The sequence below is a fragment of the Serratia sp. HNCC26DJ244 genome (genome assembly GCF_057180565.1).
The window spans coordinates 1-746 of record NZ_JBXUGO010000090.1; the positions used below are offsets into that span (position 1 = coordinate 1).

1 pseudogene is annotated in these 746 nt (G+C 57.0%); it reads right to left on the reverse strand.

From position 1 onward, the window contains the following. A pseudogene (locus AC2A06_RS18705) lies at positions 1-746 on the reverse strand (hypothetical protein); the annotation flags it as partial.

Sequence of the window (746 nt, forward strand, 5' to 3'; positions counted from 1 at the left end):
TACGACACCACTCAAGCCCTGTGCATCACTGCTATTGCTCAAATTGATATGGCTGGCATCCAGTGTCCAGGTGCCCGCCCCGCTCAGCGCGTTATCCAAGGTACTTAATGCACCGTTAGCATAAGCGCTAAACAGCAAGTTACTGCCACTGGCGATGGCGACCGAGCCATTGCCCAATTGTGGGGCCTGCGTCACCGTCAAGGTGCTGCCGCCCACCAGATCAAACACGCCATAGAAATTACTGTTATCGGCGGACAGGGACATCTCGGCCCCGTTGCTGAGGCTGACCGTGGAATCAACCACCCCAGTTAGCGCATTAGCCACATCCTCCGTCACACCACTGAAATTCAGCACCGCGCTGTCAGTGGTCAAATCCACCGTGGCGCTGGCGGCCCCCAGATTATTGGCGTCAGTGACGGTTAATCGGCTGTCGGCACCAATCACCTGAGCACCGGTAAACAAACTGTTATCACCGGTGAGTTGCACATCCGCCAGGGTATTGAGGGTCCCTGCACCACTGAACTGGTTGGCAAAACTGCCATCGCGAGCAAAATTCAGGTTACCGTCCACGTTCACATCACTGCTGCCCAGGGTCCCGGCATTGTTCAGCACCAGGGTCGCGCCGCTGTCAATGTCGGTATCAGCGGTTAGCCCACTGTTGGCGGCACTGACGGTGAAAGTGCCGGCTTGTAGCTGTAACAGGCCATCACCCAGTAAGCCATCGGTAGCGCTGGAAGTACCGCCCT